The sequence below is a fragment of the Candidatus Thiosymbion oneisti genome (assembly GCF_900092655.1).
Taxonomy (GTDB): domain Bacteria; phylum Pseudomonadota; class Gammaproteobacteria; order Chromatiales; family Chromatiaceae; genus Thiosymbion; species Thiosymbion oneisti.
Genome location: NZ_FLUY01001107.1, coordinates 1 through 6,548, shown reverse-complemented (window position 1 = coordinate 6,548; position 6,548 = coordinate 1). Strand labels below are relative to the sequence as shown.

The 6,548-nt window shown below is 64.5% G+C and carries 7 protein-coding genes; 6 read left to right on the top strand and 1 reads right to left on the bottom strand.

What is annotated here, in order from left to right:
* Window positions 1-159 precede the first annotated feature (159 nt).
* The gene (locus tag BQ17_RS11330) at window positions 160-486 is read right to left on the bottom strand and encodes a hypothetical protein (RefSeq protein WP_089727133.1); all 327 of its coding nucleotides are present in this window, start codon (window positions 484-486) and stop codon (window positions 160-162) included.
* Window positions 487-845: 359 nt separating this feature from the next.
* On the opposite strand from BQ17_RS11330, the gene ndk reads away from it, so the two are divergent.
* From ndk to BQ17_RS11300, 6 genes are all read left to right on the top strand, one after another.
* Window positions 846-1,274, top strand: a complete 429-nt coding sequence (gene ndk, locus BQ17_RS11325; RefSeq protein WP_089727131.1) for a nucleoside-diphosphate kinase — start codon at window positions 846-848, stop codon at window positions 1,272-1,274.
* 11 nt (window positions 1,275-1,285) lie between these two features.
* Window positions 1,286-2,377, top strand: a complete 1,092-nt coding sequence (gene rlmN, locus BQ17_RS11320) for a dual-specificity RNA methyltransferase RlmN (RefSeq protein WP_089727129.1) — start codon at window positions 1,286-1,288, stop codon at window positions 2,375-2,377.
* Entirely contained in the window at window positions 2,374-3,141 is a 768-nt protein-coding gene (pilW, locus tag BQ17_RS11315) for a type IV pilus biogenesis/stability protein PilW (protein WP_256091554.1), read from the top strand. Before rlmN ends, pilW begins: the two co-directional genes overlap by 4 nt.
* A 14-nt stretch (window positions 3,142-3,155) precedes the next feature.
* A complete protein-coding gene (locus BQ17_RS11310; protein ID WP_089727125.1) occupies window positions 3,156-4,103 on the top strand; it encodes a RodZ domain-containing protein in 948 nt (315 codons plus the stop codon).
* Between the two features lie 27 nt (window positions 4,104-4,130).
* Entirely contained in the window at window positions 4,131-5,411 is a 1,281-nt protein-coding gene (hisS, locus tag BQ17_RS11305; RefSeq protein ID WP_089727123.1) for a histidine--tRNA ligase, read from the top strand.
* A gap of 206 nt (window positions 5,412-5,617) precedes the next feature.
* Window positions 5,618-6,244, top strand: a complete 627-nt coding sequence (locus tag BQ17_RS11300; protein WP_243725295.1) for a YfgM family protein — start codon at window positions 5,618-5,620, stop codon at window positions 6,242-6,244.
* Window positions 6,245-6,548 lie beyond the last annotated feature (304 nt).

Sequence of the window (6,548 nt, the reverse complement as noted above, 5' to 3'; positions counted from 1 at the left end):
CGGCGCCGACGCAAGCTCTGCTACTGAGGCCGTTGACACTAACTTAATGGCAGTGACGCTGGAGCGTGGGAACGAGCCAAAAACTTACCCATCACCAAAATCCTGTAAATCCTGGGTAATCTTGTAAATCCTGTACGATTAGGGCTTCGCACAAATCATTCAGATATTGCACCCATGACCGGAGCAATCCAGACTGCGCAGGTGCGGGAGCCCCGTCAGCCAGGATGCAATGGGCTCGATGCGGTTGGGGTTATCTGCTGCGGCGGCTTCCCACTCCCCCTTGCTAAGCAGGAAACGCAAACTACCCTTGCTGAATCCACCCAACCTCAGTGCTTCCAGCCAGTCCAGCTCCGCTAGCTCCGGCGGCGGTCGGGTCAGGCCCAGATTGCTGAGATCCAGGCGGCCGGTACGGGCAAGCTGCTCGGCCGCGATGCGCTCACGGGCGATGTCGAGGCGTTCTGTAGTCTGCCGCTTGTCCTTGCTCATAAGCCGGGATTTTATCCGGTAGGGTGGGCTGTGCCCACCGAGGACTCTGAAGGGAAAACCACGAATCATGCGAGTTCGCACGAATCCGTTTTCGCGTCGATTCGCGCGATGCGTAGTTTCTCTTCTTGAATCCGCAGATTACGCAGATTTCCGCAGATTAAGGCATGGAACAATCTGCGAGAATCGGCGTAATCTGCGGATAAAACAGAGGTCCTCGATTGCCCGATTAGGATGGGCTTAGTAAACTTCGGGTCGCTTACCGGCGCCCCAGGACCACGTGGAAATCAGCGCCGCATGGAAATCAGCGCGGCAATGGCCCGGCGCGCACGCCACAGACCACACCAGCAAGAGGTTCCCCCATGGCCAGCGAACGTACCCTGTCTATCATCAAGCCCGACGCCGTCGCGAAAAACCACATCGGCGCCATCTATGAGCGCTTCGAGCGGGCGGGTCTGCGTATCGTCGCGGCGCGCATGTTGCACCTGACCCGCGAGCAGGCGAGTGCCTTCTACGCGGTACACCAGGCGCGGCCCTTCTTCGTGGAGCTGGTGGACTATATGACCTCCGGCCCTATCCTGGTCCAGGTGCTCGAGGGTGAAGACGCCATCGCCCGCAACCGCAAGGTAATGGGGGCCACGGATCCGAAGCAGGCGGAGCCGGGCACGATCCGGGCCGATTTTGCCGCCGATGTGTCGGAGAACGCGGTCCACGGTTCGGATGCGCCGGAGACCGCCACCACGGAGATCGCCTTCTTCTTCCCGGACGGTGTGTGCAAGCGCACCCGTTAAGCGCCCGGACCGTGAACGCCGCTGTCCCCAAGCCCAATCTGCTGGATCTGGATCTGCCGGGTTGCCAGGCCTTGGTAACCGGGATGGGTGGTAAGGGCTTCCACGGCCGCAGCCTGTTCAAGTGGATTCACAAGCACGGCGTGGTCGACTGCGAGGCCATGACCGACCTCTCCCAGGCCCTGCGCCGGCGGCTGGGCGCCGAGACCCGGATCTGCCTGCCGCGGTTGGTGGAGACACAGCCCGCCGCGGACGGTACCCGCAAGTGGGTCTTGGAGTTGGCCGACGGCCAGCGGGTGGAGACGGTGTTGATTCCGGAGGGGCGCCGCACCACGGTGTGCGTCTCTTCGCAGGTGGGGTGTGCCCTGGCTTGCAGCTTCTGCGCCACGGCGCGCCAGGGGTTCAACCGCAATCTGACGGCGGGGGAGATCGTGGGCCAGGTCTGGCACGCGACCCGCGCCCTCGGCAAGGCGCCCACCAATGTGGTCCTGATGGGGATGGGGGAGCCGCTGGCGAATTTCGAGGCGGTGGTGACCGCCGTGGATATCCTGCGGGACGATCTGGCCTATATGCTCTCCAAGTACCGGGTGACCCTGAGCACTGCCGGGGTCGTGCCCAATATCTATCGGCTGCGGGAGGTGAGCGACGTGTCGCTCGCCGTTTCGCTGCACGCCGCGGACAATGCCCTGCGCGACCGATTGGTGCCCATCAACCGCAAGTATCCTTTGGAGACCTTGCTGCCCGCCTGCAAGGCCTTCGTCGCCGGCGATAGGCGCCGCCGCATTACTTGGGAATATGTCATGCTCGATGGGGTCAATGACCAGATCCTTCATGCCAAGCGCCTGATCCGGTTGCTGGAGGGGGTTCCGTCCAAGCTCAATCTGATCCCCTTCAATCCCTTCCCCGGCTCGGATTTCCGGACCTCACCGGAGGAGCGGGTGGAGGCATTTCGCCGGCGGGTCCTGGGTTCCGGTATCGTGGCCACCACGCGCAAGACCCGCGGGGGCGAGATCGCCGCCGCCTGCGGCCAGCTCGTGGGCCGGGTCCGCGATCGCAGCCGCCGCGCGGCTCGTGGGCAAGCGGCCATCGGGGTCGTCGTACCATGAGCCGCAAAGGGTGTGCAGGGCTACTGTCGATGGTCGCCTGCCTGCTGGTGACGGCCTGTGCCGGCGGCAGTGTGCGGGGCGAGAGTGCGGTCGGTGACCTGGGTGGAGACAGGCAAGAGCGCCCCGGAGATCTCTATGTGCGGCTCGCGGTCGAGTATCTCAGACAGGGGCAGACGGAGACGGCCCTGCGTAAGGCCGGCGATGCGGTGGCCGAGGACCCTGACAATCCCCAGGCCCATAATCTCATGGCCCTGATCTACCAGCGGTTGGGGTGGGACCGATTGGCCGAGCAGCACTTCCGCAAGGCCATCGGCCTGGGGCCCGGGGACCCTTACATCCTCAATGCCTATGCCAGTTTTTTATGCGACCGGCGCAGGTTTGCCCAGGCCCGGTCTCAGTATGAGAAGGCCCTGGCCAACCCGCGCTACGCTACGCCCTGGATCGCGATGACCAACCTGGGAATCTGCGTCCGGCACGGCGGCAACGGCGGCCAGGCGGAGACCTACTTCCGGCGGGCGCTGAGTACCAACCCCCGCTTCGGCTCCGCCCTGGCGGCCCTGGCCGATCTGGACTACAGCGACGGCCATTACCGGTCCGCCAAGACCCATCTGGACCGCTATTTCAAGGTTGCCCAGCCAACCCCCCAGGTCCTCTTGCTGGCGATCAGGGTCGAACGTAAGCTAGGCTCGCGCCAGCGGGCGGATACCTATGCCGAGCTGCTGCGTAAGCGTTACCCCGATGCGCCGCAACTCAGTCAACTCTAGAGATTGCAACCTCCATGAGCACCTATCTCATACCATCACGGGAAGACGATACCACCATGGGGCCGGTGGACAGCCCGGGCAGGCGTTTGCGTATCGCCCGCCAGTCCCGCGGCCTGACGCAGGAACGCGTGGCCCAAGAGCTGCACCTGCACCCGACTATGATCGAGGCCCTGGAGCATGAAGATTACAAGTCCTTGCCGGAGCCGGTCTTCGTCGCCGGTTATGTCCGTAAGTATGCACGCCTGGTCGGTCTGGCCCCGGAGCCCCTGGTGGCCGCCTATGGGGCAGCGCCGGCCCGGGTGCGTACCGACACCGCGGTGCGTGCCGGCCACCGCCGGACCGGCGTCAGTCATCTGACCGTCGGCCTGGTGGGGCTGGGGATCCTGCTCCTGGTGGGTGTCTTGACGTTCCTGTGGCGACAGTACCAACGACCGGACCTGGGGCTGGAAACGACCGCTGCCGCGGAGGTCGGGCGGGAAGCGGCAGTGTCGGATATGCTCGATAAGATCCCGGAGCCTGAGCTGTCGGCCTTCCTCACCGACCTGGAGGACCTACTCGCGGATCAGGAGACGGGGCAATCTCCCGAGCCGGGATCGGACCCGGAGACCGCGCAGCCACAACCGCCGACCACCGATGGTACGACCGCAGCCGTGGGCACCCAGCCTACGGGCGTCGCCCAGGACACCGCAGCAACGATCGCCGGCAAGTCCGGTGCAATCGAGGTCAGCTTCAACGGCCCCTGTTGGGCAGATGTGCGCGATAGCGAGCAAAAACACAAGCTCTTCGGCAAGATGGAGAAAGGTGACCATTACGTTTTGGAGGGTAAGCCGCCGCACGCGTTCATACTCGGAAACGCGGCGGCGGTACAGGTCACGGTGAGGGGGAAGCCCCTCGATTTGAGCACCGTTTCCCGCGGCAATGTCGCTCGCTTCACGCTGGATGCGGACGGCAGGATACGCTGAGCGGCCACCGGCGGGTCGATCCTCACCATGCACGGACCAGCGGCACAAACCCTCCAGGCGATCCGGGGGATGCACGATATCCTCCCGGAGCGGACCGGCCTCTGGCAGACTCTGGAGGACCGCGCCAGGGCAGTCCTCGAGGGCTATGGCTACCAGGAGATCCGCACGCCCCTGGTGGAGGTAACGGACCTGTTCAAACGCTCCATCGGTGAGGTCACTGATATCGTCGAGAAGGAGATGTACAGCTTCGAGGACCGCAACGGCGACAGCCTGAGTCTGCGCCCTGAAGGTACCGCGAGTTGCGTGCGGGCCGCCATCGAGCATGGCCTGGTCTCCGCACCTCGACGCCTCTGGTATCGCGGCCCCATGTTTCGGCACGAGCGCCCCCAGAAGGGCCGCTACCGTCAGTTTCATCAGATCGGCGTCGAGGTCTTCGGGCTCGCGGGACCGGACATCGACCAAGAGGTGGTGCTGCTGACCCAGCGCCTGTGGGACACCCTCGGACTCAGGAACTTAAGGCTGGAGATCAATAGCCTGGGCGAAGGCGACGAGCGCGCTGCTTATCGCCGTGAGCTCGTGTCCTATCTGGAGGGGAAGCTGGAGTATCTGGACGCGGACAGCCGCCGCCGACTGCGGACCAACCCCCTGCGGGTGCTCGATACCAAGCATCCGGACACCCAGGCGGTGATCGCCGGGGCGCCGCGCTTCCTAGACTACCTGGGTGAGGAATCACAGGCCCACTTCGACCGCTTTTGCGCCGGTCTCGACGCCGCCGGTGTGGGCTATGAGGTCAATCCACGCCTGGTACGGGGCCTGGACTATTACAACCGCACGGTCTTCGAATGGATCGCCGACGGTCTCGGCGCCCAAGGCACTGTCTGCGCCGGGGGGCGTTACGATACCCTGGTGGCCCGACTCGGGGGGCGCCCGACCCCCGCCGTCGGCTTCGCCTTGGGGCTGGAGCGCCTGGTTTCCATGCTGGAGGCCGGACCACCGCCGCCGGATAAGGGCTTGGATGCCTATCTGATCGCCGTGGGGGACGGACCCCAGGCCAAGGCCCTGCTGGTGGCCGAGACCCTGCGCGACGCCTCGCCCAGGCTACGCCTGATCTGCCACTGCGGCGGCGGCAGCTTCAAGAGCCAATTCAAGAAGGCGGACCGCAGCGGCGCCCGCTATGCCCTGGTGCTCGGCGAAGACGAACTGGCGCGCGGGGTGATCGGCGTGAAGCCCCTGCGCGAGGAGGGCGAGCAGTCGGAGGTCGCACTGGACCAGCTGGGGGCCTTCTTTGCTACGCGAACTTCCAACTAGAAAGGCGGGATGCGCTGCGCTTTCCCGCCCTACGTGCTGGTCTGTCGAAGATATCGAAGTCTATCCAAGAACCGTCGATAACGGCGAACCGATCCCGACTGAATTCGCGTTCATTTGCGGCAAAAAAAGATTCCCATAAGCACAACATCCAAAATGTCAGGAGTCCCTAAAACGCATCAGCATTCAAAAATCCGCGGGAGGGAATTGTGATCAACTACGAATCGGACGAGGAAAGGGCCGAAGCGATCAAGAAGTGGTGGAAGGAGAACGGCCTTTCCATCTTGCTCGGGGTGGGCATCGGCCTGGGGGCCATCTTCGGCTGGCGGGCCTGGATGGGCTACCGGGAAACGGTGGGACAGCAGGCCTCCGCGGCCTTCGAGCAGCTCTTGGCCGCCGCCGCCGGCAATGCCCAGTCCACGCGCGCGCAATCCAAGCTGCTGCGCGAGGAGTTCGCTGCCACCGCCTACGCGACCTTGGCGTCGCTGGTGCAGGCCCGCGTCGAGGTCGAGGCCGGCAATCTCGCCGCTGCCCGCACTGCCCTTGAGCAGGCGATCGCCGGCTCCCCCGCTCCCGGCATTAGGCGCATCGCCGCCTTGCGCCTGGCCCGTGTCCTGATCGCGGAGGGCGACCTTGAGGGGGCGGCGGGCTTGGTCGCACAGCATGACGACAGCAAAGGCTTCGGGGGCGCCTTCGCCGCCCTGCGCGGTGAGATTGCACAGGCCCAAGGCCGTATGGCTGACGCCCGCGCCGCCTATGAGCAGGCACTCGCCGCCGGTGCCCCGAGCCCGGATCGGATACGCATGAAGCTCGATAACCTGCCCCCCGCCAGCTGAAGCGATTTAACCACGGAGACACAGAGCACGTGGATATCGGGCACCGGCACCATCAAGGCAGTATGCTTCCGGAGGAATCGTTTTTAGCTCTTTATGGATTCCGGACAGCTAACGATCATAGAAGGATTCCCCCGGACGTTTTGGAGTGCGGCGGCAACTTCACCCTGATGCTTACCGGAACCGACAGCGCGAGACATAAGCCGGGGGTCGGCCAAGTGGTACGATCTTGCCGCCGCTTTGGATGTGGCGAGGTATCCGTTCCCGGCCAAGGTGTTGTGGCCAGAGGAAAGCGCCGTCGCCGCGG